At 43.5% G+C, this 24,463-nt stretch carries 22 protein-coding genes; 16 read left to right on the top strand and 6 right to left on the bottom strand.

The window, feature by feature from the left end; genetic code table 11:
- Positions 1-103: 103 nt before the first annotated feature.
- Both AC07M6_RS14565 and AC07M6_RS14560 read left to right on the top strand, forming a co-directional pair.
- A complete protein-coding gene (locus tag AC07M6_RS14565) occupies positions 104-1,255 on the top strand; it encodes an ATP-binding protein (RefSeq protein ID WP_494890588.1) in 1,152 nt (383 codons plus the stop codon).
- Positions 1,255-1,971 carry a hypothetical protein gene (locus AC07M6_RS14560; RefSeq protein ID WP_494890586.1) on the top strand — a complete coding sequence of 239 codons (717 nt, stop codon included), beginning with the start codon at positions 1,255-1,257 and terminating at the stop codon, positions 1,969-1,971. The genes AC07M6_RS14565 and AC07M6_RS14560 overlap by 1 nt, the downstream gene beginning before the upstream one ends.
- A gap of 33 nt (positions 1,972-2,004) precedes the next feature.
- On the opposite strand, the gene AC07M6_RS14555 is transcribed toward AC07M6_RS14560, so the two are convergent.
- Positions 2,005-2,451, bottom strand: coding sequence for a KTSC domain-containing protein (locus AC07M6_RS14555; protein WP_494890584.1), 447 nt, complete (start codon positions 2,449-2,451; stop codon positions 2,005-2,007).
- 186 nt (positions 2,452-2,637) lie between these two features.
- Here AC07M6_RS14555 and AC07M6_RS14550 point away from each other — a divergent pair, with 186 nt between their 5' ends.
- From AC07M6_RS14550 to AC07M6_RS14540, 3 genes are all read left to right on the top strand, one after another.
- The gene (locus AC07M6_RS14550) at positions 2,638-3,831 is read left to right on the top strand and encodes a DegT/DnrJ/EryC1/StrS family aminotransferase (RefSeq protein ID WP_494890582.1); all 1,194 of its coding nucleotides are present in this window, start codon (positions 2,638-2,640) and stop codon (positions 3,829-3,831) included.
- Positions 3,832-3,834: 3 nt separating this feature from the next.
- Complete coding sequence (locus AC07M6_RS14545; RefSeq protein WP_494890581.1) at positions 3,835-4,374, top strand: OmpA family protein; 540 nt, start codon at positions 3,835-3,837, stop codon at positions 4,372-4,374.
- A 158-nt stretch (positions 4,375-4,532) separates the two neighbouring features.
- Entirely contained in the window at positions 4,533-4,682 is a 150-nt protein-coding gene (locus AC07M6_RS14540; protein ID WP_494890580.1) for a hypothetical protein, read from the top strand.
- A 4-nt stretch (positions 4,683-4,686) separates the two neighbouring features.
- Here the strand turns inward: AC07M6_RS14540 and AC07M6_RS14535 are convergent, their stop codons facing one another.
- Entirely contained in the window at positions 4,687-5,964 is a 1,278-nt protein-coding gene (locus AC07M6_RS14535; protein WP_494890578.1) for a PQQ-dependent sugar dehydrogenase, read from the bottom strand.
- 217 nt (positions 5,965-6,181) lie between these two features.
- Positions 6,182-7,705 (bottom strand): MFS transporter, encoded by a 1,524-nt coding sequence (locus AC07M6_RS14530; RefSeq protein ID WP_494890577.1) that lies wholly within the window; start codon positions 7,703-7,705, stop codon positions 6,182-6,184.
- 413 nt (positions 7,706-8,118) lie between these two features.
- On the opposite strand from AC07M6_RS14530, the gene AC07M6_RS14525 reads away from it, so the two are divergent.
- From AC07M6_RS14525 to AC07M6_RS14515, 3 genes are all read left to right on the top strand, one after another.
- A complete protein-coding gene (locus AC07M6_RS14525) occupies positions 8,119-8,553 on the top strand; it encodes a hypothetical protein (protein ID WP_494890576.1) in 435 nt (144 codons plus the stop codon).
- Between the two features lie 325 nt (positions 8,554-8,878).
- Positions 8,879-9,196 carry a phosphoribosylpyrophosphate synthetase gene (locus AC07M6_RS14520; protein ID WP_494890574.1) on the top strand — a complete coding sequence of 106 codons (318 nt, stop codon included), beginning with the start codon at positions 8,879-8,881 and terminating at the stop codon, positions 9,194-9,196.
- Between the two features lie 3 nt (positions 9,197-9,199).
- A complete protein-coding gene (locus AC07M6_RS14515) occupies positions 9,200-9,784 on the top strand; it encodes a TlpA family protein disulfide reductase (RefSeq protein WP_494890572.1) in 585 nt (194 codons plus the stop codon).
- 157 nt (positions 9,785-9,941) lie between these two features.
- Here AC07M6_RS14515 and AC07M6_RS14510 read toward each other — a convergent pair whose 3' ends face one another.
- Both AC07M6_RS14510 and AC07M6_RS14505 read right to left on the bottom strand, forming a co-directional pair.
- Entirely contained in the window at positions 9,942-12,404 is a 2,463-nt protein-coding gene (locus AC07M6_RS14510; protein ID WP_494890570.1) for a M1 family metallopeptidase, read from the bottom strand.
- 30 nt (positions 12,405-12,434) lie between these two features.
- A complete protein-coding gene (locus AC07M6_RS14505) occupies positions 12,435-13,013 on the bottom strand; it encodes a HupE/UreJ family protein (RefSeq protein WP_494890568.1) in 579 nt (192 codons plus the stop codon).
- A 66-nt stretch (positions 13,014-13,079) separates the two neighbouring features.
- Between AC07M6_RS14505 and AC07M6_RS14500 the strand changes: the two genes are divergently transcribed.
- The 4 genes from AC07M6_RS14500 (at position 13,080) to AC07M6_RS14485 (ending at position 18,378) form a co-directional block, all read left to right on the top strand.
- The gene (locus AC07M6_RS14500) at positions 13,080-13,601 is read left to right on the top strand and encodes a DUF6702 family protein (RefSeq protein WP_494890566.1); all 522 of its coding nucleotides are present in this window, start codon (positions 13,080-13,082) and stop codon (positions 13,599-13,601) included.
- Between the two features lie 331 nt (positions 13,602-13,932).
- On the top strand, positions 13,933-14,460 hold the full coding sequence (locus AC07M6_RS14495) for a transposase (RefSeq protein WP_494890564.1): 528 nt from the start codon (positions 13,933-13,935) through the stop codon (positions 14,458-14,460).
- 331 nt (positions 14,461-14,791) lie between these two features.
- Entirely contained in the window at positions 14,792-17,593 is a 2,802-nt protein-coding gene (locus tag AC07M6_RS14490; protein WP_494890562.1) for an outer membrane beta-barrel protein, read from the top strand.
- A gap of 8 nt (positions 17,594-17,601) precedes the next feature.
- On the top strand, positions 17,602-18,378 hold the full coding sequence (locus AC07M6_RS14485; RefSeq protein ID WP_494890560.1) for a GLPGLI family protein: 777 nt from the start codon (positions 17,602-17,604) through the stop codon (positions 18,376-18,378).
- A 47-nt stretch (positions 18,379-18,425) separates the two neighbouring features.
- On the opposite strand, the gene AC07M6_RS14480 is transcribed toward AC07M6_RS14485, so the two are convergent.
- Positions 18,426-19,829: a S41 family peptidase gene (locus AC07M6_RS14480; protein ID WP_494890558.1), complete on the bottom strand. Its 1,404-nt coding sequence runs from the start codon at positions 19,827-19,829 to the stop codon at positions 18,426-18,428.
- Positions 19,830-20,158: 329 nt separating this feature from the next.
- Between AC07M6_RS14480 and AC07M6_RS14475 the strand changes: the two genes are divergently transcribed.
- The 4 genes from AC07M6_RS14475 to AC07M6_RS14460 are packed head-to-tail and all read left to right on the top strand — an operon-like array spanning position 20,159 to position 24,449.
- Positions 20,159-21,328, top strand: a complete 1,170-nt coding sequence (locus tag AC07M6_RS14475) for an iron-containing alcohol dehydrogenase (RefSeq protein WP_494890556.1) — start codon at positions 20,159-20,161, stop codon at positions 21,326-21,328.
- A 6-nt stretch (positions 21,329-21,334) separates the two neighbouring features.
- The gene (locus AC07M6_RS14470; RefSeq protein ID WP_494890554.1) at positions 21,335-22,267 is read left to right on the top strand and encodes a dihydrodipicolinate synthase family protein; all 933 of its coding nucleotides are present in this window, start codon (positions 21,335-21,337) and stop codon (positions 22,265-22,267) included.
- Positions 22,264-23,310 (top strand): 4-hydroxythreonine-4-phosphate dehydrogenase PdxA, encoded by a 1,047-nt coding sequence (gene pdxA, locus AC07M6_RS14465; protein WP_494890552.1) that lies wholly within the window; start codon positions 22,264-22,266, stop codon positions 23,308-23,310. Before AC07M6_RS14470 ends, pdxA begins: the two co-directional genes overlap by 4 nt.
- Positions 23,307-24,449, top strand: a complete 1,143-nt coding sequence (locus tag AC07M6_RS14460; protein ID WP_494890550.1) for a four-carbon acid sugar kinase family protein — start codon at positions 23,307-23,309, stop codon at positions 24,447-24,449. Before pdxA ends, AC07M6_RS14460 begins: the two co-directional genes overlap by 4 nt.
- The last annotated feature ends 14 nt before the right edge of the window (positions 24,450-24,463 follow it).

Below are 24,463 nucleotides of genomic sequence, written 5' to 3'. Positions count from 1 at the left end.
ATAATACAGATACGTGTGGCATATTCTAATTTGCTTAATACTCTTTAAATAGCTTTAATCATTGCTAATTACTTTCATATATTTACAATGCAAAATTTAAGCAATGAAAATAATTCGTTTAAAATATGAAGATTTAGATAGTGACTGGACACTTGACAATGTATTATTTCATAACACGACACTTCTCGTTGGGGCATCGGGAGTGGGGAAAACTCAAATTTTAGAATCTATTATGAAATTAAAAAGCATTTCTAATGGAAATGCTTTTTCTGGGGTGAAATGGGAATTAGAATTTACAACTAATAATGGTAAAACGTGTATATGGAATGGTCACTACGAAAGTAAAGGTTTAAATTATTTTAATTTCAAGGAAGAAAATGACAAAAATCAACCAAACTTAATCGATGAAAAATTCACTATCAATTCTAAAACTGTCATTGAAAGGGAAAAAGACAAAATAATTTTCCTCGATTATAAAATTCCAAAATTAGCACCACATTTAAGTGCTCTAAATCTCCTAAAGGAAGAGGATTTAATAAAACCGATATTTACCGCATTACAAAACGTTATTTTTACAGAGCATACAGAATCTAATAAGAGAGGAGAATACTTTAACACAGATTTGATCGAAAAAGAACAGCTTTTGAAAAAATACAATACTGTAGAAAGTATTAGAGAATCAAAAGAAGATTTACAAACAAAATTGTATTTAGCTTTTCATAAATCGAAAAGGATATCAAACCAAATAAAAGATAGATTTATTGATGTTTTTCCATTTGTTACTGATTTAAAATTTTCCCCACTGGAAAATCAAAATAAAAATATCCCTGCTTTCTTTAAAGATTTGCCAGTCATTCAAATAAAGGAAATGAATGTTGACAAATGGATTCCTCATTTTAGAATTTCTTCAGGAATGATAAGAACATTGATGCAAATTAGTGCTATACACTTGTGTTCTGAAGGAACAGTTTTATTAATAGATGAATTTGAGAATAGCTTAGGAGTGAATTGTTTAGATGAATTAACCTCAGAACTATTAAGCGGAGAAAGAAGAAACTTACAATTTATCATTACGAGCCATCATCCTTATATTATTAATCGCATTGAAGTATCTAATTGGAAATTAGTTACCAGACATGGAAGCTCGGTAAAAGCTTATGATGCATCAAAATACATAGATTTTGAAAAATCAAAACAAAAAGCATTTATTCAATTAACTCAATTGCACGAATTTACTACTGGTATAGAAGAGTAATGAATATTTATTTTCTATTAGAAGGGGCAAGTACAGAAACAAAATTTTATCCTGAATTAATCAAGGCTATTTTCGGGGATCGGCTATCAAAAATAGACCATGTCTATGACGTAAATAGTATAAAAAACTCATATTTTTTATTAAGTGGTAATGGTTACCCACAAATCTATACACATATTTTAACTGACACTATTAGAGATATTCTCCAATATCGTGATTATACGAATTTATTTATTTGCTTAGACGCAGACGAATTATCTATACAAGAAAGAAAAGACGAATTTGATATAATCTATAATAATTTAATAAAAAAAGGCTTGAACATAGATGAGTTTTGTGAGATTACTCTCATCATACAAAATAGATGTATTGAAACGTGGTTTTTAGGAAATAAAAGATATTACAAACAGAATTCTACTAATCAAGATATGTTAGTATTTAACAGATTTTATAACGTTAAGATAAATGATCCAGAAAACATGAGATATAAATCTCCTGAATTTGACAATCATTCATCATATCATTATTCCTACCTAAAACAAATGATTAGGGGGAATAGAAAAAATTATTCAAAAAGGAGACCAGCAGCAGTTTGTGAAGAAGCCTATATCGAGCAATTATGTAACCGTTTTTGGGACGATAATCATATCCAATCATTTGGTTATTTAATTAGTAAACTTCTTGAATTGAATAATAAGCTAATCGCCGCTACCTAATAAACAGTTGTTTCAACACCACTGGGCACTGTTCTAAGCATTTGCTACCAGCTTGCTTACGCTACGGTAAACGTATTCGTTAAAAATATGGCGGCGGGCAAAGCGTCCTGGCGAGTCGGCATTGATGAGTTTAGTGTAAACCGCTTTCGGTACATCAAAGTATTCGTACGCGCTGCCATCGGCAAAATCAAACCTCAATACCTGCGATTTATATTCAAAATCCAGGATACCCGATTGCGTGGTTTCAGTATAAGCCTCCAATGTTTGATTTACTGTTTCGGGGGCTATACTTACCAAAAAGTGGTAAGCCTCAATAATGGTCTTGCTTTTTTCTTCGGCTTCGGTCTTCAGTTCGGCGCTATCATTAAACTTATCCGGGTGCCAGGTTTTCATTAAACTGCGGTATACCGTTTTCAATTCCTGTAGTTCTGCTTCCCTGGTTACGCCTAAAAGTTTCCTGTAATCAACAATCTTTTTCATATTACAAATCTTAATTTATTGTCGTTGAAGCAGAAAGCATCGAAATTAAGCGCCCTTTTTCAAGAAATAATTTTTTGCAAAGGTAGGGTTTATTGATGAGAATTTATAGAGTGACGTGCGAATAGGCTTTTCGGGAGTAGGTAAACTGAAAATGCTTATTCCCATTTTTAATCGCATCTTTAAACCATGGTTCCCCGCGGTCAACCCGACATCACTTATGCTGATATTTTCAGGGGACTATACTATGCACTGATCAATGCTAAAAGCGATCCCAAAAATGCCTTACCCAGCAACCAGCTTACCTGCCTTTCGGTACGTACCGGGTTCGATCTGACACTTAGCGCCTTAAACTACCCACCCGGTACAGAGATCATCGTAACCGGCATCAGTATCCCGGATATGTTTGCCATTATCACTGCGCATGGCCTGGCGGCTGTCCCGCTGTGTTTAAACAAGCATACCTTAAGCCATACGCCGCAGCAAGTGGAGGCCGCCATTACCCCAGCTACAAAAGCCATCCTCATTACCCATTTATTTGGCGGCATTATGGATACCGCCGAAATAGGGGCCATTGCCAAAAAGCACAACCTGCTAATTATTGAAGATTGTGCCCAGGCATTTATTGGCGATGGGTACACAGGCAACCCCAATACCGATGTGGTAATGTTTAGCTTTGGCTTTATTAAAACCAACACCACACTAAGCGGTGCCGTGCTGCAAATCAATCAGCCTGGTCTGTATAACCAGGTCACGCAATTAAACGCGCAATTGCCCAAACAACTGTCAGGAGTTTTCATTAAAAAAGTATGGAAAGCCTTATTAGCTAAAATACTCACTACCAAATTGATCTATACCCTGTTTTATAAAATTACGGTTGGTTTTGGTAAGGATTTTGACCAGGCGCTTTCGGGATTTACCCGTGGCTTCCCAGGGGCGGATATCCTGCAAAGTATTAGGTTTGGACTGAGTGACGCTAACAAAAAACTACTGGGGAAAAGACTCGCGATGTTTAATCCGCAACGCATTAATAAAAGGAAACAGGTAGCACATGATATTTTGCTGAATGTTCCCGATGCCATGAAGATAGGTTCGTTTAATCTACGCCACTCCTACTGGGTTTTGCCGGTGCAAACCAAAGATACCGATGCCCTGATCAGTTATTTAAGAGCCAATGACTTTGATGCCACCAAAAAAGCATCCAGCCTGGTAGCTTTACCAGCAAGTATTGCCCCCGATACCGACCTGCTGCTGGAAGACCTGGTGTACCTGCCCATGTACCCCGAAATGAAGCGGCGCGACAGGTTTAAACTATCGGACTTGTTAAAGGATTACAATATCTTTCCCTCAAAAAACGTTTTAAATCCATACCAAAACGATTAAAACATGACTTCTTTGAAAAACATCAGTATCCTTTCTTTATTATTATTAGCAGTATTATTAGCGCCTGCCTGTAAATCAAAAAAGCCATTAGTGCAAAAGTCGGCCCCGGTTGAAGAGCCCGCCAAACCAGTTGCCCAGCCTGTTGAAGAGAAAAAGCCGGAACCCGTTCAGCAGCAGGCCGCACCTGCACCAACACCGGCTCCAGCGCCCGATTATAATTTCAGTAATATCCAGTTTGAGTTTAATTCGGCGGTATTAAAAACCAATGCTTATGCTATTTTAGATAAAGCATCGCGGGAGTTAAAAAAAGATCCGTCCGCCAAGTTTGCGCTCAACGGCTATGCATCTGCCGAAGGTACCGACGAGCATAACCTGGCGCTATCGCAAGAAAGGGCCAACTCGGTAAAAACTTACCTGGTAAACAGCGGCGTAAGCGGCGACATACTAACCACCAAAGGCTATGGCGAGCAAAACCCCATATCAAAAAATACCGACGAGGCCAGCCGCGCGCTAAACCGCAGGGTCGAGATCAAGAAACTTTAAGGGTTAAAGGCAAATCAGCTCCCGGCTTTTTTATTTTAAATGTGCCAAAACCTTTTTACAGGCTTATCGTATAAGTAAAATCACCGCCGCTATTGTCTTAATTGCACCATATCAGCGGTGATTTTAACCAATTAATAACTATACCTAACCCTCTGTCTATGAAACATATTTTAATAGTAGCAAATCATGCTAACAGCTTCCCCGCAATCAAATTAAGCTGCATCCTTTTTGGTATTGCCGCCATATTATTGGCAATCGCATTTTTATCTAAAGCAGGTTTCCCGCATAAATTTACCGGTAAGCATTAGTAAACTATATCCCTATTCTGTATATGCGCCCCTGGGCCATATCGGTAATAGCATATAAAGCGCCATCCGGCCCTTGTACTACTTTACGGAAACGCTGGCCCTGATCGCTGAGCAGTCGCTCCTCGCCAACTACTTTATTATTACTGATCACCAGCCTAACGATGTGCATTCCTCTTAGCGATGCCACAAACAGGTTGTTTTTCCATTCGGGTATCAGGTTGCCGGTATAAAAAGTAATTCCGCTTGGCGCGATAGAAGGGTCCCAATAATATACAGGCTGTTCCATCCCGGCTTGCTGGGTGCCGTTGCCCACTTTGGCGCCACTGTATTCCAGTCCGTAAGCTATGGTTGGCCAGCCGTAATTACTGCCGGCTTTTATCAGGTTGATCTCATCGCCTGCCTGCGGACCGTGCTCGCTCTCCCATAGGTCGCCGGTTACGGGATTAAAGGCCAGTCCCTGCGGGTTACGGTGCCCCAGCGACCAGATCTCGGGCTTAGCCCCGGCAGTACCCGCAAAAGGGTTACCGGCCGCCGCCGTACCGTCTTTATTAATACGGATGATTTTACCTATGGTTGCACCTAATGATTGCGCCTGCACACGGATATCATCGGCAGAATGTTCGCCGAAACTCACATATAAGCGCCCCTGACTATCGAACAATAAATTAGATCCTTTATGGTTAGTGGTGCCGCTATAAGCGGGTGTGGCCCGATAGATCACCTGTACATTTTCAAAAGCTGTTTCATCGGCCGATAGTTTGCCTTTGGCCACGCTCATGGTAACACCACCGGTAACAACCTCTGTAAACGTCCAGAACACCAGGCGGCTGGTAGCAAAATCAGGATCGGGCGCTATACTCAGCAAACCGCTTTCGCCTGCATAGCTTACCGCCGGCACCCCGGTAATAGGGCTTCCTATGGCGCCGGTGCTGGTTACAATACGGATACGGCCGGGTTTCTCGCTTACCAACATGCGGCCATCGGGCAAAAATGCCAGTCCCCAGGGATAGGATAAGCCGCTGGTGATCACACTTACTTTAATGGCTGCTGTGGTTTTTACGCTGCCTACACGCGTTTGCCCCTCAAAAGCAGGTGTTTGATTGGGGGCTACTTTTGCGGCCGTTTCTACAGGCGCGCCTGTGCCGCCGCCTGTTACCGGTGGTTCTGTTGCGCCACCGGTGTCGCCGTTATTTCGACATGAGCAGGCGACAAACAATACCGCCAGTAGCATTAAACAAACTGATGCTGCAGATACACTATTTACAGATGTATATTTTTTCATGACTGACCTGATTAATTGGCTGATGATTTAGTTACAATATCCTAATAACAAATCATTTAGCAATTTGTAAGGAGCAATCGGTATTCTTTTTTGTTATAACCCTAATGGGTCATTAGTCATTAGTCATTAGTCATTAGTCATTAGTCATTAGTGGAATTTGACTTATGATAGTTTGTTTTACAGATTTGAAAAAAAATGACTAATAACCCGTGACTAATCACTTTTTACGGATAAATACAACCCCCATCAAAGCTCCTAAAAATCCTAACCCGGCCGATATTTTCATGATCTTGCCGTAGGCATTAATAAAACTGTTACGGAAGGCCTTATCTAAGTCTGCTTTGTGTTGGGCATCGGTGCCTTTTGGTATTTGGGCATTGCCCAGGTTGTTGGCTTGCTGCATAATCGACTGGGTTTCTTTAGCATCCAGTTTAAGCGGTTTAATTTCCTGCTGCAAAGCTCCGGCAAAGAACAATACTGCCAGCGCGCCGAATATCGCGTTAGCAAATACGTTGGAAATACGCGTCATGGCGTTGTTGATCCCTGATGCCGTACCCGAAAAATGATCGCTTACGGATGCCATTACTGCCGTAGTCAGGGGCGCAACGGTGAGGGACATGCCTAAACCAAAAACCAATATGCCCGGGAAAAACGTCGTCCAATAATCGGCCGGGCCGTTGGTTTGTTTTACAAAGGATAAGATGAGCAAACCTGCGCCCGCTGTGGCCGGGCCAGCAATCAACAGCCATCTTGGGCCGTATTTATCTGCCAGTCCGCCGGCAAAACGCGCAAGAGTGATCATCAGCACCGTAAAAGGCAGAAATGTTAATCCTGATTGCAGTTGGCTATAACCCTGCGCCTGCACCATATTAAGCGAGAGGAACAGCATACCAGCACCCAGTCCGGCATATAAAAAGAAGGTGAGCAGGTTAGCCCCGCTAAAGGTGGCGTTGGCAAAAAGCTGCAAAGGCATCATGGGATGTTTGCTTTTACGTTCGATCATGATAAAGACGATGAGCAGCAACACACCCGCCGCCAGCGAACCACAGGCCTGCCAGTGGTACAAACCCACCGCCGGGATGCGTAAAAAGCCGAAGGTTAAAAATGCGAGTCCGAAGGCGATAGCTGCAGCCCCGGAAAAATCCAGGGAGCGGTCGGCATCCACATCCCGGGTTTCTTTTACTTTCAGCCACAGCATCACCAATGCCGCTACGCCGAAGGGGATATTGATAAAGAAGATATACCGCCATAAACCAGCATCGGCCAAGGCCCCGCCTAATACAGGCCCTCCCATAGTAACAACCGTTGTAAATGCCGACCACGTACCAATGGCCTTGCCACGCTCCGCAGGGTTAATGGATGTAGAGATGAGCGACAAACTGCCGGGTATCATCAGCGCCCCGCCAATTCCCTGGATGATCCTGAAAGCAACCAGTAACAGCACACTACTGGCAAAACCGCAAGCCGCCGAACCGATGATGAATATAAAGATGCCGGCCATAAATACTTTTTTTCGGCCCAGCTTATCGCCCATGGCGCCGCCAATTAATATCAGCGAGGCCAGCATCAACAGGTAGGCGTTCAGGATCCAAAACAGGTCGGCGCCGCTGGCATTTAAACTCTTTTGCAGCGAGGGCAGTACCACGTTTAGCGCGGTACCATCAATAAATGCCATAGCCGATGCCAGTATGGTTGATACCATTACCCATTTACCTGCGGCGCTTTTTAAGGATACTGTCATTGGGTCATTGGGTCATTGGGTCATTAAGTAAACTTACTGAATATAAAATGGTTTGCAGAGAGTTAAGACTTACGAAGTTTTTAAAACCTAGTAAGTCTGGATCGCAAATACAAGTTATCCCTCCGCTACCGCATACGTCCACGCTTGTGACGTTAGGCCAGGTATACATATTGATTAGCAGATATTGTACTTGCAACTAAGCAGGTAAATACCCACAGCTTGTAGCCTTTGAAAGGTTACAGGCTTTTTGTTACTTTTAAGGCCATAAGCTTGTGTAAGTAAAAGCAGAGTCCGAATGTCATGGTGCCACAAGCCTGGACGCTTGCGGTAGCGGGGGGGTATGGGCCTTCAGTATACGTTTTCCAATTCACAAATAATTCCTGCATTATCTATACCAAAAAAACAAATCCAAAATGATTAAAAACGGTAAAGTAATATTAGTCTTCTTTGTGGTGATTATAGTTTGGCTTTTGTCCTACCTAATACATATAATAGAATTAAATCCAGCATTAGATATAACCAAGATTCATCCTAAAGATATACGCTCAATAAAAATCTATGATCGAGGGATTTTAGGTAATGACTCCGTTTTAATAAGCGATGCAGAAAGGTTGAAGTTATTATCAAGACTAATTGTCTCTTCTTCAAGAGTAAATTATAGTGATGTCAACATTAAGTCAAATCAAGGATTGTGTGAAGTTAAACTGCATCTTAAGACTATGCATAACATCACCTTTGTCATTACGAAAACATCGTTCTCTGGTGGGATTTTAAACTCCGGTGATTATTATTATCGTAATGATAGTTTATTGAATATGATAGTAGCTAATATTAGACTCCAACCTTAGTGCAATGCAGCGTTAACAAAGGTGGTTATGTATCAAACGCATGGTTGCTCTTATAAGCTATTGAAATTAATAAAATTTAATACTTTAAGTTTTAAAAAATGGCCAAAGCGGATGATATGAAGGTAACATCCGCTTTTGTTTTTTAGTTTGTTTGGCTTTAATCCCTGATAAGGGCATCTACAACCATATACACCTGCTGCTCAATACCATATAATCTGCGCTTTTGTAGCATTAATCGTCAGAGCAAGTTATCATCCCAAAAAATAATGCACCAATGAACAATGACCTAACGACTATGTTTATATTTGTTAAAATATAAAGATCTATGAAACAGCAATTCCACTACGCCCCTGTTGCAGACGCCGTTGAGCAACTGCGTAAACAAGGTTATACCCTCGATTTCAATTTAAAAGAAAACCAGCTAATGGCCGGCGAGTACACCTATACCGCCGATGAGTTTGAGATAGTAGATCTGTACCGTTACGAAGGCCCTTCCGATCCGGCTGATGAGGCTATCGTTTATGCCCTGGCATCGCCATCGGGTGTAAAGGGCGTATTGGTATCGGGTTACGGTTATACCATGGATGAGGCCTCTATTGAAACATTAAAACGGCTGCATTATAAGTATCAGCAAAAATTATAACGCATGATAAAAAAATGGTTCAAAATATCTAACCTGCTGAACGGGTTGTTTTTTGTGGGAGTGCTGGTACTGATATTTAATCCATCGGCCAAAGCTGTAGCGATACAGGGCTTAATGCACATTGGCCTGTTTCAGCCGGATATGGATAAACCGGTAAGTAAAGAGGTAACTGCAGCCGGTTTGTCCGATGTGGTTTTTAAAAGTACGGATGGACGCACCATACATTTAGCGGAACAAAAAGGCAAAGTGGTTTTCCTGAACTTTTGGGCCACCTGGTGCCCACCCTGTATTGCCGAAATGCCGTCTATCAACGGATTGTATGAAAAGCTGAAAAACAACAAGAATATCGTGTTTATTATTGTAGATGCCGATCATAACTTCCAGAAATCGGTACCGTTTATGGCCAAGCGCAAATTTACTATGCCGCTTTACCAATTGGCCAGTAGTGTACCGTCAAACCTGGTCAGCAATTCTATCCCGACAACTACCATTATTGATAAAAGCGGCCAAATTGTTTTCCACCAGGAAGGCAGCGCCGATTATAGTAACCCTAAAATTTTGGCTTATTTGAATAGTATAGCAAAATAAGTCAGGAAGACAGGAAGTCCGGAAGACCGAAAGATATGTTTTGATAATCGGGAAGACCGAAAATACTGCTTTATACTATAAAAAGCCCTTTGGTTGCATGCAACCAAAGGGCTTTTACTTTCGGACTTTCCGTCTTTCAGACTTCCGGACTTTCTAACTATTTCCCTACCTGCATAGGGTTAATTGCACCGGTTGCGCCGCCACGGGCACCTCCTGCTGCTGCACGTTGTTTAAACAGCTGGAATTTAGATGGCTCCGGCATTTTGCCCCAGTAGTTGTTGGTTTCGTCAATGTCAGCAGTTTCGCGCATGGGGTCTAATTTAATAGATGCCACTTCTTTATCCTGCACATAGAATTTCGATACCTTCTTTTCGTTCAAACGCCAAATCTGGGCCGGGATACGGTCAATTTGGGTAGTACCGTCTTTAAAGGTAAACTCCACAATAATAGGCATCACCAAACCACCTTTGTTGCTGAAGTTTAGCTCGTAAAAATATTTGCCGCCGTATTTAGCTTTGTCCTCTTCGGTCATTGGGTCGGCAGGTATGCCGCCACCGGCAGTACGCGGGGGTTGGGCTGCGGTTAAAGCTTTTACTTTATCTTCGTCAATACTTACTAAACCACGGTCGTATTTCCAGTAAAAATCCTGGGTAATCGGGTCTTTATCAGTATAAAAGCTCAGTTTTTTATCCTCGCGGTTACGCACTTTAGACAGGTCGTCAAAAGCATTAACCAATGGAGCTTGTATAAAAGTTTGACGGCCACCTGCGCCACCGCCCGGAGCAGCGGCACCCGTCGGGCGGCCAACACCAAATCCAAACGATGCCATATCAGGCTTATCAGTTAAAGCGGCTTTACCCACTTTTACCGAGTCTAACGAGATATCTACCGGGTCGGTTCCGTAGAACCAGCCACGCCAAAACCAATCCAGATCTTCGCCACTGGCATCTTCCATGGTACGGAACAGGTCGGCCGGAGTTGGGTGTTTAAATGCCCAACGGCGCGAGTATTCCTTAAAAGCGTAATCAAATAACTTGCGCCCCATAATGGTTTCGCGCAGGATGTTTAAAGCCGTTGCCGGTTTTGAATAAGCGTTAGGGCCAAACTGAACAATATCTTCAGAGTTAGTCATGATCGGCTCCAACTGATCCTTTGGCAATTTCATATAGTTGGCAATAGTATAGGCTGCGCCCTTGCGGCTTGGGAATTTGTTATCCCAAAGTTCTTCGGTCAGATATTCTACAAACGAGTTCAGGCCTTCGTCCATCCATGTCCACTGGCGCTCGTCGCTGTTGACGATCATCGGGAAGAAGTTATGCCCAACTTCATGGATGATTACGCCTATCATGCCGTTCTTGGTGCTTTCGGTATAGGTGCCGTCCTTTTCGGTACGGCCGTTGTTAAAGCAGATCATCGGGTATTCCATCCCATTTGATGCTTCCACGCTTTGCGCGGTTGGGTATGGATAAGGGAAGGTAAAATCTGAATAGGTTTTAACCGTGTGGGCCACTAAGCGGGTTGAGTATTTACCCCATAATGCGTACGACTCTTTGCTGAAAAAGCTCATACACATAGTAGTATGACCGCCAACTGGCACACCCATAGCGTCCCAAACAAATTTGCGCGATGATGTCCAGGCAAAATCGCGCACGTTATTAGCCTGGAAAACATAGGTTTTTTTAGCCGTACTTGGGTTCATCTCGGCTTTTTTGGCTTCATCTAAAGTTACAATCTCAACCGGCACCTTTGATGTTTTAGCCTGGTTGTATTTGGCTAAATGCGCCGGACTTAATACCGCCGCGTAATTGATACACTCGCCGGTACCGCCCACCACATGATCGGCCGGTACGGTCATTTGCACTTTAAAGTTACCGAAGGTAAGCGCAAACTCGCCCCTGCCGGTAAACTGGTGGTTTTGCCAGCCCTGGAAATCGCTGTAAACACATAGGCGCGGATACCATTGCGCCATAGTGAACAGGTAGTTTTTATCCTCGGGGAAATACTCGTAGCCACCGCGGCCGCCTTGTACCTGGCGGTCGGAGATGTTGTAGGTCCAGTCTACATTAAATACAAACTGCTTGCCCGGCATTAAAGGCGTTGGCAGGTCGATCCGCATCATGGTTTTGTTGATGGTATAAGGTAACTTTTTACCCAAGGCATCAGTCAGTTTAGTGATCATATCGCCATAACCGTTATCTACCGTGCCGTTGCGGCCTGCCGTACGGTCGATATTTTGGATGGATGAACCGCCCCGGGGCATGCTGGAGCTGCTTTGGTAGCCCGCATTATTAATGGTGCTGTGCTCGTTCTCGTCCAGCTGCAGCCAGATATAAGTTAGCGGATCGGGCGAGTTGTTGAAATAGGTGATGGTTTCGCTGCCATTCAGTTTCAGCTTCTTTTCGTCCAGTTCGCACTTAATATTGTAATCGGCGCGTTGCTGCCAGTATTTGGTACCGGGGGCCCCACTGGCCGTGCGCTGTTCGTTAGGGGTGCTTAAAATAGTCCCTAACTGTTCAAACTTATTACCGTGGTTACTGCCGGGATTGTTCTGGATGTCCTGCGCGTGCACCAGCCCTGTAACGGTAATAGAGGTGAATAAAAAAGTAAAAAAACGCTTCATGTATTGATCGGTTAATAGTTTAATATGCAATTATAACGGCAGCCGTTCCACGGCCATTTTTACGGCCAGTGCAAATACGCCTGATGATAAAAAGAAGATCCAGTCCCGGTGCTTAATTTTGAGGTAAGTTAAACACAATTGGGCAAATAATAAAATAATGGCCACCACTAATATCTGCCCTGCCTCTAATCCAACATTAAAGCCAAATAACCCCAGGCCTACCGACTGATCTTTTGCCAGCATGATACGTACGGCATTGGCAAAACCCATTCCATGGATCAACCCAAAACCTAAGGCTAAATAGTAGTTGATCCGGGCGCTGCGGTCGGCCTTATCTATTTGGATGAGGTTATTGATAGCCGTAAGAAAAATAGTGCAGGGAATCAAAAACTCTACCCATTTGCTGCTGAAGCGGATCACATCCAATACACTTAGCGCTAAGGTTAACGAGTGGCCGATGGTGAAAGCGGTAACCAGTATCAATACCTGCTTCAGGTTTTTAAATGTAAATACCGATGCCAGTGCCAGGATGAACAGCTGATGATCTAAAGCGTCGGCGCTGATGATGTGGTGCCAGCCCAGGCTGAAATAAAAAATAAAGTCGGACATGCGATACCGGCGTTGAAAGCGTTAAATTTAGCACGATTTTCAGATTAACGAAAATGTGCCGCATTCATGACCGCTCTATTTTTTAAACCCCTGCTATATTGTTACATACTTATTGGCGTCCTGCCAAAAATCACAGACAATAAATCTTTTCACCCCCTGCATGTCAGCACATCCGATATCAGCTATAACGCGCAGGATGGTAAGCTGGAAGTGATCTGCACTATTTACACCGACGACTTTGAAAACGCCATAACCAAATTATACCACACAAAAACCGACCTGGTAAAAGCCGACATGCATACCGCTATGGATGCACTGGTTAAAAAGTATGTAGCCGCCAATTTACATGTAAAACCAAACGGCGTGGATGCCCCGCTAAACTATGTAGGTTTCGAGATCAACCGCGAGGCGGTGAACGTTTACCTGGAGTCGGACAAGATAGCCCTGCCTAAAAAAATCGACGTGGAAGTAAGCCTGCTGCATAATTTGTATGACGACCAAATAAACATTGTCCACATGACCGTGAAAGGGGTACGCAAAAGCGGCAAGCTGGATTTCCCGAATAAGGCCATTAGTCAGAGTTTTTGATAGACCTTGGGCTGAATAAGTTTGGCTTTGCCGCTGTTGGTGTTGTCACCAACAGCTTCAATGCACATGTGCATTAGTGTCAAATCATCAACGACAAGGCCTTCGCACCGTTGTTGGTGACAACACCAACAACGGCCTACAGCTCTATGAGTGGTTGTAACGCCCGATCTAAATGCGCGGAAGCCGCTGTTGGTGTTGTCACCAACAGCTTTCATAGCCACCGCGCAAATTGTGGAGACAAACCAATAATAGCCTACTCACGCTTTAAAAGTGCCGTGTGGGCACCAAAGCCACACACTATGTATCAACCATAAAATTGTAATTTCGTTTAATGGATAAAGTCAATTTCGATTATAACTCGTACTTTTTTACAGCAACGATATTAGAGTGGAAATCTTTGTTAAAAGAGGACACTTACAAGGATATTATCATTAATAGCTTACTGTTCTTGAAAAACGAGGGAAGCATTATTATATATGGTTTTGTTATTATGCCTAATCATATTCATTTAATATGGCAGATACAGGATGGATACAAATACAATAATATACAAATGCGGTTTATGAAGTTTACCGCGCAACAAATGAAATTCAAATTACTGGATACCAATGATAACCGAATCAATCAGTTTATAGTTAATGCTAAAGACAGGCAGCACCAATTTTGGGAGAGAAACTCTCTAAGTATTGAATTATGGAGTCCAGATGTTTTCACACAAAAATTGACTTATATTCATAATAATCCTTTACAAGATAAATGGCAATTAGCCGATCATCCCTCAAATTATAAATACTCCTCGGCTAAGTTTTATGAAACCGGTATTGATGAATTTGGCATATTAACGCATTATATGGGTTGATTTATCGGGGAGTTTGCCGTTTGGCCGCTGTTGGTGTTGTCACCAACAGCTTCAATAGCCCACGTGGATTAGTGTCAAATCATCAACGACGAGGCCTTCGCACTGTTGTTGGTGACAACACCAACAACGGCCTACAGCCTGCATTTATCGCCCCTTAACAAATAGTTTTCACAGTTAATAATAAGCCTCCGAATTTCTCGTTTCATATCAACTATAACCTTAGGGATAAAGCCGTAATTGAAACTAAAAAGTGCCGCTATGTTAACGTATGTTAATTCTGTTGCATTACTAAGAATTTAGTTATACCTTTCGCCCAACTAATATTAACCTAATGAAGATCACAATTCTACTCCTATTACTATGCGTTTTTTTCTCGTTATCAACTTTTGCACAAGCCCCTGCCTATGGTGTTAAAGGAACGATAATAGACAGTTCATCAAACGTACGTTTACAAAACACCACCATTGCAGTATTAAACGCAAAGGACTCGACCCTGCGCCAGTTTACCCGGGCCGATGCCAACGGCGCATTTGCCATGAACAAACTAAGCAAGGGTAAATTTATTTTGCTGGTAACCTTCCCTGGCTATGCCGATTTTGTGGAGCATTTTACTTTAGACTCTGTTAAAACCCAGCGCGATTTTGGCAAACTATCCCTTACTCTTAAATCAAAAATACTGCAGGAAGTATTAATAAAGGGCAGTGTGGCCGCTATTAAAATAAAAGGCGACACCACCGAGTTTAACGCCAAAGCTTATACCATACAACCTAACTCGAAAGTGGAGGACCTGTTGAAACAACTGCCCGGTATACAGGTAGATAAAGACGGCAAAATAACCGCGCAGGGCCAGGAGGTAAAAAAGGTTTTGGTTGATGGCGAAGAATTTTTTGGCGACGACCCTACCCTGGTAACCAAAAACCTTCGCGGCGATATGGTTGATAAGGTGCAGCTTTACGATAAAAAAAGCGATCAGGCAGCCTTTACCGGTATTGATGATGGAAAAACTGCAAAAACCATCAACATTAAATTAAAAGAGGATAAAAAGAACGGCTACTTTGGTAAACTGGACGGCGGTTTAGGTACCGATGGTTATTACTCGGCCCAGGCAATGTACAACCGTTTTAAGGGCAAAAAGAAGTTTTCGGCTTTTGGCATCTCTTCAAATACCGGCAAAACCGGCCTCGGTTGGGAAGACAGCAACAAATATGGCTCGGGGCCCGAGGCGATGACCGGATCGGACGGAAGTGTATTCTTTATTTCGGGCGGCAGGGATGATCTGGAATCGTTTGACGGAAGATATAATGGCCGCGGTATCCCGCAAGCGCATACCGGTGGTTTACACTTTGATAACAAGTGGGATAGCGATAAAAAGTCTATCAACACCAATTACAAGGTTGGATCTTTAGCGGTAGATGGCACCGAAAATAACCAGGTACAAAATACACAGTCGGGTACTACTATTAACAGCAATTCAAACCAAACCTCACATAACAGCATCTTCAGGCAAAAACTGGACGTAACCTATCAAATTAAGTTAGATAGCATGTCTAATTTAAAGTTAAGTATAGACGGTACCGCGAAGGATAGTAAAAACAATAACGATTACTTATCTACAACTACCAATGGAAACGATGCCTTGCTTAACCGTAACAACCGTTCGCTTACCAATGATGTAACTAACCAAATATTTAACGCCAGCGCTTTTTACACCAAAAAATTTAAAAAGATAGGCCGCACCATATCGGTAAACTTATCGGGCAATGTGAATAATAGTGATGCTAAAGGTTATTTAAAATCAAACATTGATTTTTATAACGCTACAACCGGCCTGAAGGATAGCACCCAAAAAACAGATCAGTATAAAACCACGTTAACTAAAACCAACAATTTTAGTTCGAACTTTACCTATACCGAGCCTTTCAGCAAAAAAACGTCACTTATCCTAAATTACGGTTTAGGCAATAGCCACAGTAATGCCGACAGGAGGTCGCTTAACCAGGCATCTCCGGGTAACTATACCTTACTGGATACTACTTTTAGTAACAACTATACGCTTAACCAGCTTTCAAACAACTTTGGTGCAACCTTAAATTATCGCACAACAAAAACAACAATTAATGTTGGCGGTACCGGTACTGCTGTAACTTATAAGCAAACTAACGAGTTAAAAGGCAACAGCTTTAACCGTAACTTCCTGAACTGGAATCCCAATGCCAGCTACCAATACAAGTTTACACAGCAGAAATCGTTCCGTCTATCGTACTACGGTTATACCAACCAGCCAACTATTGATCAGATACAACCGGTACGTAACAATAACGACAACCTTAACATTGTGCTGGGTAACCCCAACCTGCGCCCATCGTTCAACAACAGCTTCAACGCTAATTTTAACTCGTATAAAATACTAACCGATGAGTCTATATGGCTTAGCGGCTCGTACAGATTTACCAATACAGCTATTGTAAGCAGCACTACCAGGGATGCGGCCACCGGCAAAAGCACCACGCAATCGGTTAACCTGGTGGGTAAAAGCCCTTATAACTACAATTTTAATGGTAGCTATGGCCAAAAAGTGGCGGGCATTAACGTAGGCATAGATCTTTCGGCTAACGGAAACGAATCGTTCAATTATATTAACAATGCGCTGAATAGTACTACCTCTACCGGCTACAGCGGTCAATTATACATCAGCAAATACAAGCAAAAGAAATACGATTTCCGCATTGGTGCAGGCCCGGGTTACAGCTTTGGCAAAACATCGTTACAACCTGATGTAAACAACAATGGTTATACATTCACCGGCTATGGCTATTTTAGTGTTTACCTGCCGGGCAAAGTACAGATCAGTTCGGATGCTAACCTTGATTACAGGGGTAAAACACAGGCCTTTAACGAAACTTTTTCAAGAGTGCTGGTTAACGCGTCTATCAACAAAACCTTCCTTAAACAGGATAACCTGAAAATGGCTATCAGCGGTAACGACATACTTAACCAAAATACCGGTTTCGACCGCAGATCGTACGGCGGCAGTATCACCCAAAATACTTATACCACCATTAAAAGGTTCTTCATGTTCACCATCACTTACGATTTTAGCCAAATGGGCGGCCCGTCACAACCTCAAAAATAATACAAGCCATGAAACAACTCACCATACTTTTAGCATTATTGGTTAGCGGTAATATGCTGCTGGCCCAAAATACCCACTTTACTTTTACTGGCACCATTGAGTTTGAACGCCGGTTAAACATGTACGGCCTGATCAAAAAATCGCTCGACCGCGATAACGAAAGCTATATGCAGCAGGCGGCCGACATGTATAAAAAGAACAACCCGCAGTTTAAGGTGCAAAAAAGCGTTTTAAGCTTCACAAAAGATAAATCATTATATGTGCCGGTAGCAGAAGACGGCGCCCCCGTTAACAACTTTTTCTGGAGTGCCAGCCCTATTACCCAGCAGCCCAACATTGTATATAACGATTTGAATACCGGTACCACCGTAATTCAAAAAAAGGCGTTTGAAGAGATCTTTTTACTGAAAGACAGCACGCGTAAGATCACCTGGAAAATAACTGACGAAACCCGCGATATTTTAGGCTATACCTGCCGCCGCGCCAATGCCATGATCATGGATTCGGTTTATGTGGTGGCCTTTTACACTACCGAAATACCGGTAAGCTCGGGCCCCGAATCATTCACCGGTTTGCCTGGTATGATATTGGGCGTAGCCCTTCCGCATGATGATACTACCTGGTTTGCCACCAAAATAACCGACACATCCTTGCCGCCCAATACGGTTGTTCCGCCAAATAAAGGCAAGGCCATTACCTATAAGGATTTAAAGATTAAACTAAATGCAGGCCTGGGCGATTGGGGCAAGGAAGGCCAATCGTACCTGAAAGTGTTAACCTGGTAATTTTTTTAACGACGTGTTTTCAGCGTATAAGCAAACCGCTGAAAACACTATTTAGCCTTTACAAATTCAATAGCTTCATCTAAGGGTGTTGACGGATCATCCGTAATTTTGTATTCGGGCAACACCGGGTGCTGATCCTTGACATTACCGTTGGCCCTTACAAACTGCTTGGTTGATGTTGAAAAAGTAAAACCGGTGTTAGGAAGCTTTAAGAATATCAGTTCGCCATAATCGTTGGCCGGCTCTCCGGACGGTTCGCCTACTAATGTGGCCAGCTTATAGTCTTGAATGGTATTAGCCAGCATGTTTGCGCTCGAAAACGTACGGGGGCCTATCAGTACAAAAACCTTTCCTTTATATTGTAATGAATTGCTGACCGGCTTTGCAGGCTTACCGCCATTATCAGATATGATACTGCCATTAGCCGCATTAAAATAATATCCCATTTTCTGGGCACCTTCACCTTTTAATCTTTCATTCAACTGGTCTTTATATTCCTGGCTCACCTTCCACCGCACACCTCCCGTCATACGATAAGGTTTATCTGTCAGGTAGCCCAGCAAGGTTTCTGCCAATGCAGAATTACCGCCGCCATTTCTGCGCAGATCGATAATTAGCTTCTCTGTTGGCGCCTCCTTTAATTTATTGAAACAAGAATCCAGGAAGTGCTTAAACCGATCGGGGGCAGCGGTAAGTGAATTAATTACCAGATAAGCATTGCTTTTATCCAAATAACTAAAGGAGTAATCGGTTAATTTAGGTGTAGCAGGCAAGGTCTTCGCTTTTGCAGCCACGTGGCTTTTAAATTCAGACCAGGAAACGGCCCCCAATGTAACAGTAGCAGGTTTACCGTTGCGTAAATAGCTTATTTGATACGGGCTGCCTATGTTATATAAGTATATGTAAGTAATTAAGTTACGGCAAACATCAATTGCCCTGTATAGTTTTAATCCCCCGGCGTAGCCACTTAAGGTATCAATCAGTTTTGCAGCACTGATGCCGTTAATACTGGTAATCTGATCGCCCGGTAACAGCTTATCCTCTGTCGACGCATCCGCTCGTACAACAAGATGGCTTCCATCAAACTCCCTGATCAATACGGGAAATAACAAGTGGCTCCCGCGTTTAAGCTGGTTAACCAGGCTATCCGGGTAATTAAACGAGCTATGCCCTTCACCAAGGGCGCCAACTAACCGCGCCATGGCGGACCAGGCCTGCCGTTCAGTCATATCATCATGCAAAATGCTTTTTACACTGTCTGTCAGCATCTTGTATCGTTGCATGCTGATGCTGTGATACATATTAGGGTGAACCTTATCTATGGTAGTGGTGAGGTAAGTGATATCATCGTTTAGCTGTTTCTTAGAAAAGCGTCTTTCAATTACCGTAGTATCTTGCGCGAAAGCATGTTGAAACGCGAAAGAAATTAAGACTGATAATAATAGTTTCATATGAGCGTAGACGCGTTGACTGTAAAAATGGTTGCAAGGAAATTTTAAGCTGACAACATTTTTTAAAGTTCAATACAACAGCATCAATTTAGGGGGAAGCTTATACAAGGCCCATAGCAATTGATTTAAGGGCTTGTGGTTTATAATAATCTAACACTATAAAAAGCAATTGCGATTATTTCATGATAAGATGCTACAATGAAAGGCTAACATCTAATAAGGATAGTGCAGCTGTGTAATCGATATTTGTTTAACGATTGTACAAGGATAGCCTATGAAAGTATAGGATAAAACATTGGCTATTTTTACTGTCGCTTATTATAAACCACATGGCATTAACAGGTAATCAAACTTACCGGGACATCACCATCCGATTCCCCGGACAGATCATTATCGGAAAAAACGCGCTACAAAAGCTGATTGATGAGATATCCCTTGCCGGATATTCTAATGTAATTATGATTACTATCGACCCCTTATTGCCCAAACTGCAGCCGGTTATACAGCAGTTGGAAGAATTGGGGATCAGCGTTACTGTAAACTCGTCTATTATTCAGGAACCCTCCTTTGCCGATCTGGAGGCCATGCTAAAATCCTTCAGTCATATTTTTGCCGACGCGGTAATTGGCATAGGCGGCGGCAGTGTGCTGGATATAGCTAAGCTGGTGGCAGCCCAGTTAGATAACCCGCAATCTTTAGCTGATATTGTGGGCAACGGCTTATTAAAAGGCCGCCGCAAAAAACTGATATGTATCCCAACCACTGCCGGTACGGGCAGCGAGGTATCGCCCAATGCCATACTGATAGATGAAACCGATAATCAAAAGAAAGGTATCATCAGCCCGTATTTGGTACCCGATACAGTGATCATTGATCCGGCTTTGATGGTTAGCCTGCCACCGGCGGTAACAGCCGCCACCGGCCTTGATGCCTTAACCCATTGTTTAGAGGCCTACACCAACCTGTACGCCCACCCCTTTATTGATATGTATGCTTACGAAGGCATGCGCCTGATAGCTGAAAACCTGGTTAAAGCCGTAACCGATGGCAGCGATGAAGATGCCCGTGCGCAATTGGCCATTGGCAGTATGCTGGGTGGCTTTTGTTTAGGCCCGGTCAATACAGCGGGGGTGCATGCGTTATCTTACCCGTTGGGCAGTATGTTTCACCTGGCGCACGGCTTATCTAACGCCTTGTTATTGCCTTATGTAATGGAATTTAATATGCCATCGGCGCCTGCGCGTTACGCGGCGGTTGCCCGGGCATTAGGCTGTACCAGCGGCAAAACCGATGAGGAAACCGCCATGGCAGGCATCGAAAAAATAAGGGAACTGATACAGGAGTGTGGCATAGTTGCCACCCTAAGTGAAGCTGGCATTAACAAAGAAGCCATACCCGATATGGCTGTTGATGCCATGAAAATTACCCGGCTGTTAAAAAACAACCCCCGCCCTATCAATTTAAACGACGCTATAGATATTTACGAGGCGGCATATTAACACATAATGAAAGTAAAAAAGAAATATAATGGCTTAGTGGTGCCATCTGTTACACCCCTTACGGAAAACCACAAACTGGATCATAAAGCAGTTGAAAAGATCTTCGATAGTTTTTTCAATTTTGGCGCCCTGCCTTTTATATTAGGCACTACCGGCGAGGCATCGTCTTTACCCGTTAGTGTAAAGCACGACTTTATTAAACTGGCTGCTAAATTAAAGCAACCCGGCAAAATGCTTTATACCGGGATATCATCCAACTGCGTGGCCGAATCTATTGAGATGGCCAAACGCTGTGCCGATGAGGGTGTAGATGCCGTAGTGGCACACTTGCCTGCCTACTTTAACTTAACCGAGCACGAGATAAAAAAATACTTTGAAACACTGGCCGATCTGATCCCGCTGCCGCTCATCGTTTATAATATCCCGTCTACTACCCACATATCTATCCCGGTAAAACTGATTGATGAATTGAGTTACCATGATAATATTGTAGGCACTAAAGATTCGGAACGGAGTGATGAACGTTTAGATCAATCATTAAGCCTGTGGGCAAACCGCAGCGATTTCAGTCACTTTTTAGGTTGGGCGGCAAAATCGGCCTATGCTTTAATTAACGGCAGCGATGGTTTAGTGCCCAGCACCGGTAACCTTTGCCCCGATATTTACCAGGAAATGATAGGCGCGGTAGAGCGCGACGACCAGCAAACGGCCTATATGCTACAGGCACATTCCGATCTGTTGGGCGATCTGTACCAAAGCAAGCGTTTATTGGGCGGATCGTTAGCGGCATTAAAATCATTAATGCAAAGCGCGGGCCTGTGCCAGCCTTATATGATGCCGCCGCTGGATCGGGTATCACAACTGGACGCCGCCGAATTGCAGCGTACCCTGCACAATATTATCGCTAAGGAAAACCTTAACCTGCCTTTTTACCAATGAGTACAGATAAACCCATTATAGGAATTACCATGGGCGATCCGGCCAGCATTGGCCCCGAGATAGCCATAAAAGCTCTCTTAACCGAACGCCTGTTTGAAGTTTGCCGCCCGGTAATTATTGGTGACGCGGCCGTGTTTGAAGCTATTGTAGAACGTTTTGGATCGAAAGCTAAAATACATGCCATCAGCGATATTAAAGACGCCCGCTTTGTATATGGCCAACCGGATGTGTACGATCTGCAAAATGTAGATATGGCGCAGTTTAAGTTCGGCGAGATTTCAGCCATGGCCGGCGAGGCATCGTTCCAGGCGGTAAAGAAAGTAATTGAGCTGGCTATGGCGGGTGAAATAGACGCGACAGTTACCGGCCCGATCAATAAAAAATCGGTTAACGAAGCCGGGCACCATTTTGCCGGGCATACCGAAATATACGCGCACTTTACGGGCACCAAAAAATACGCCATGCTACTGGTGGAAGATCATATGAAAGTGATCCACGTATCAACCCACGTATCCCTGCGCCAGGCCTGCGATCTGGTGAAGAAAGACCGTATTGTAGAAGTGACCGAATTGCTGCACCACGGCCTGATATCATTAGGCGAGAAGAACTTAAAGATAGGAATTGCAGGGTTAAACCCACATGCCGGAGATTCGGGCCTGTTCGGTACGGAAGACGATATGGAAATATTGCCTGCAGTTGAAGAAGCCCGCCGCTTAGGTTACGATGTGGAAGGCCCGGTACCGGCGGATACGATGTTCTCTAAAGCATCAACCGGGTATTACGGTGGTGTTGTGGCTATGTACCACGATCAGGGGCATATCCCCTTTAAACTGACCGGCTTTAAGTGGAATAGCGAAAAGCAGCAGATGGATAGTGTAAAGGGTGTAAATATTACTATGGGTTTGCCTATTATCCGCACGTCGGTTGATCATGGTACGGCTTTCGAGATAGCCGGCAAGGGCGTTGCCAGTCCGGATGCCCTGATCCTGGCAATCGAATCGGCTATACAGTTGAGCAAATACCGCTTAGCGCAAACGATATGATAGCGGTTATTGCAGATGACCTTACAGGAGCAGCCGAACTGGCTGGTATCGGTTTAACTTATCATCTGAAAACCGAGATCAACACTGTTGTAGATCCCAACTGCAATGCCGACCTGCTGATCATCTCCACTGATACCCGCTCATTACCGGCTAAAGAAGCCAAACAGGTTATCGCGCAAATTACCCGTGAACTGGTAAAACTTAAACCCCGGTTGATCTTTAAAAAGATAGACTCGGTGCTCCGCGGCCATATCCTGGCCGAGATTAGCAGCCAAATGGAAGCATCAGGTTTAAACCGCGCGCTGATAGTAGCCGGTAACCCATCGCACGGCAAAACCATTATTGATGGCGCATATTATTATTTGGACCAACCCGTTCACTTAAGCAATTACGCTAATGATCCTGCCTTCCCCGTTAAATCATCAGATGTAAAAATCATGTTGCGGGCAAATGGCAGTGTACAATTGCTTAAAAGCCATCAACCCCTGCCCCTTACCGGTATTACCTTGGGCGAAGTAGCCACTGATGCTGATTACGATAAATGGATAGCGCAAACAGACAGTGATACGCTTATTGCCGGCTCGTCCGGACTATTCAGTAGCCTGGTGAATTATCTAAGGCCTGTACCGTCGGGTGTAACCCCGGCAGAACCATTAGCAACAACCCCACGTCTATTTGTATTTGGAAGCACCTTTAATAAATATAACGACCAAATAAAAGACGGCCACCTGAACGGTATCCCGGTGCTGTACCTTTCGGAAGATCTTATTTTTGATGAAACGGGTACGGTGTTATCTGATAATTATATTGATGCGGTAGCCGCCATCCTAAAACAAAAAGGCAGTTGTATTATGGCCATTAGGCCTGATGCAACGCGCCATAAAAGTATTGATCCCTGTGTGCTTGCCCGTAAGATGGGCTTACTGGTAAGCGGCATACACCATAAAATACCACTGCAGCAATTGTTAATAGAGGGCGGCGCTACGGCTACCGCTATATTGCAGCAATTGCATATCTTTAAACTGTACCCCATTAAGCAAATTGCGCCGGGCGTTATTAGCACCAGCATACCCGGCAATAACCAATTAACCATAACTTTAAAACCCGGCAGCTACCAATGGCCACCCGAGGTTTGGTAACCAACCCAATAAAC

The sequence above is a fragment of the Mucilaginibacter sp. GW821-FHT07H05 genome, assembly GCF_059418485.1.
The sequence above is the reverse complement of the archived record's forward strand: the minus strand, read 5'-3'. Positions and strand labels throughout refer to the sequence as shown.